2 protein-coding genes are annotated in these 2,999 nt (G+C 59.3%); one reads left to right on the top strand and one right to left on the bottom strand.

Going from position 1 to position 2,999, the window contains the following annotated elements:
- Positions 1–71: 71 nt before the first annotated feature.
- Positions 72–1,052 carry a phosphate acetyltransferase gene (pta, locus tag QZL67_RS08025; RefSeq protein WP_022290206.1) on the bottom strand — a complete coding sequence of 327 codons (981 nt, stop codon included), beginning with the start codon at positions 1,050–1,052 and terminating at the stop codon, positions 72–74.
- Positions 1,053–1,389: 337 nt separating this feature from the next.
- Here pta and QZL67_RS08020 point away from each other — a divergent pair.
- A partial coding sequence (locus tag QZL67_RS08020) for a G5 domain-containing protein (RefSeq protein WP_292920138.1) occupies positions 1,390–2,999 on the top strand: 1,610 nt, incomplete at its 3' end.

Below are 2,999 nucleotides of genomic sequence, written 5' to 3'. Positions count from 1 at the left end.
TTAAGAATACAAAAAGTGCGGACGCAAAGGCCGGCCGCTCTTTTTGTTCCATATGTACGAAGAACCGGAAATCAGTCCTGGCACAGGCCAGCGGTGATGATGGCCATGGAGTAGACCTCCTGGGCATTGCAGCCGCGGGAAAGGTCGTTGATGGGGGCGTTCAGACCCTGCAGGATGGGGCCGTAAGCATCGAAGGAACCCATGCGCTGGCAGATCTTGTAGCCGATGTTGCCGGCGTTGATGTCGGGGAAGATGAAGGTGTTGGCATGGCCGGCCACCTTGGAGTCGGGGCACTTGGTGTGAGCAACCCGGGGAGACACGGCGGCGTCGAACTGCAGCTCGCCTTCCATCTCCAGGTCAGGACGCAGAGCCTTGGCCTTGTTGAAGGCATTGCGCATCTTGTCCACGTCCTCGCCCTTGCCGGAGCCCAGGGTGGAGTAGCTCAGGAAGGCAACCTTGGGATCGATGCCGAAGATCTTGGCGGTATCGGCAGTCTCCAGAGCGATTTCAACCAGCTCGTCCTCGGTGGGCTTGATGTTGATGGCGCAGTCGCCCATGGCCAGGACCTCGCGGTCACCGGTGGCAGAGGGACGGACCAGAATGAAGCAGGAAGAGACGATCTTGCTGCCGGGCTTGGTCTTGATCAGCTGCAGAGCGGGACGAACGGTATCAGCGGTGGAGTAGGTGGCGCCGCCCAGCAGAGCGTCGGCGTAGCCCATCTTCACCAGCATGGTGCCGAAGTAGTTGGCCTGGGACAGAGCCGCACGGCACTGCTCCTCAGTCATCTTGCCCTTGCGCAGCTCCACCATGGCGGCGACCATCTTGTCCATATCGGGGAAGTTGGCGGGATCAACGATCTCGGCGCCGCGGATGTTGAAGCCGATCTCCTCGGCAGCGGCCTGGACCTCATCGGGATTGCCCACCAGAACGGGGGTCAGGAAGGTACCGGACAGCAGACGGGCGGAAGCTTCCAGAATGCGGGGATCGGTGCCCTCGGTGAACACGATCTTCCGGGGATGAGCCTTCAGCTTTTTGATCAGAAATTCAAACATGTGAGGATTCCTCCATAATCTAATATGTTTTGTGCCCAGATTTATACCAATTACAATTATACACAACTGCCGGTCGCGGTCAATGTAAAAATACACAGAACGCGACGAAATTTTACGTATTTTTTGCGGCTCCTTCCGTCAAATCCGCAAAAGTCCATAGGGGCATAAAGGGGCTGCTGGTATGGAAAAAAACGTAAATTGATGGAATTTCGGTACTTTTTCACCAAAAAAAGACTTGACGAATCCAAAGAAAGGCGCTATTATGAAACGGTAACAAATTGTAACTATTTGCGTCCTAACAGGATCTCAGGATCGATTAGTTGGTTTAGGAGTGCGTATGAGCGAAGGACAGAAGAAAACCTATCAGCAAGCCGCCAAGACCCGCCGGGGCGGCAAGCGTTTGGCCAGCAGAGAAGTTCTGCAGACGGCGGAGGCCGGCCACCTGGGCGATACGGGCCGGATTCCCACGGGCCGGGGCAACCGGATTCCCCAGACCCACGAGCCTGCGGAGCAGCCGGTGCAGGAGCGCCGGACCGCCGCAGCTGTACAGGACCGGACCGAGGCGAGACCTGCCGCCCCCATCTGGCAGGAGGAACCCACCGCTGAGCAACCCCGGAAGCATGCCAGCCTGCTGGAGAGATTCCGGACATGGCAGGAGGATGACGGCGGTTCTGTCAGTCCCTTTATTACCTTATATCATACGGTTGCGGAAAACTGGAAACGGGCCCGGCGCCGCTGGCGCCACATTGTCCGGGAGAAAAAGGCCAAGCGGTTCCCGGAGTCGGAGCAGAAGGCGGTACAGCTGCTGCTGTTTGCATGGAGCCTGGTGCCCATGCTGGGCCGCCGCCTGCGGGAGGCCATGCTGGGCCGCCGGAAGAGAAACGGCCGCCTGATGGCACAGGCCCGGGCGTGGCTGGGACGGTATAAGATCCATCCCGTGGCCTTCCTGGGCGCGGGCTGCGCCGTAGCCGCCGTCGCGGTGTTCTGCTCGTTTTACACCATCGGTACCACCGTCACCTATAACGGTGAAGTGGTGGGCGCGGTGAATTCCCGGGCATCTGCGGAAGCGGCCCGGGAGGACCTGGAACAGATCACCACCCAGACCCTGGGTGAGACTTATACCATTGAGGATTCCTCCATTCAGTATTCCTCCGGGCTGATGCGCCGGCAGGAAGTATCTGATGAGGAGACCTTTGAAGAGCAGCTCTCCGATGAGATCGGTCTGGTGACGTCCGCTTACTGCCTGTATATCAACGGTGAGCGGATCGGCGCCACGCCCTACGCCGGCGCGCTGGAAGAACTGCTGGAGCAGCTCAAGGCCGCATCCACCGATGAAAACACCATCTCCTGCGAGTTTGCCGAGGATGTGGAAATCAAGCAGGAATACGTCCCCACCTCTGAGGTGATGAACCTGGGATATCTGGCGGAGATGCTCTACAGTACCAAGACCGCCGAAGTCACCTACACTGTGGCCGCAGGCGACACCTGGTCCGAGATCGCGGAGGATCACGGCCTGACGTCCAAGGAGCTGCTGGCACTGAACCCCGGCTATAACATTGACAAGCTCCAGATCGGCGAAGTGCTGACCCTGTCCGCCTCTGTTCCCTATCTGACTATGACGGTGGTGCAGCGGGAGCATTATGTGGATCAGGTGAACTACGATATCGAGTACACCGACACCGCGTATCTGTACAAGGGCGACTACAAGGTCACTTCTCCCGGTGAGTACGGCGCGGCCGACGTGGTGGCCAATGTCACCTATGTCAACGGCGAGGAGACGGCCCGCACGGTGCTCTCCTATGTGACGCTGAAAGAGCCCGTGACGGAGCAGCGGCTCCAGGGCACCAAGGAGCGGCCCACTTGGCTGCCCACCGGTACCTTCCGCTGGCCTACCACGGGACGGATCACCTCCCGCTTCGGCTACCGCTCCTCCCCCGGCGGCATCGG

The organism is Oscillibacter sp. CAG:155 (assembly GCA_000436875.1).
Taxonomy (GTDB): domain Bacteria; phylum Bacillota; class Clostridia; order Oscillospirales; family Oscillospiraceae; genus Oscillibacter.
This window is presented reverse-complemented; position numbering and strand designations above follow the sequence as displayed.

Coding starts and splice junctions, on each gene's coding strand:
- pta (WP_022290206.1), bottom strand. CDS start 1,052: ATGTTTGAATTTCTGATCAAAAAGCTGAAGGCTCATCCCCGGAAGATC.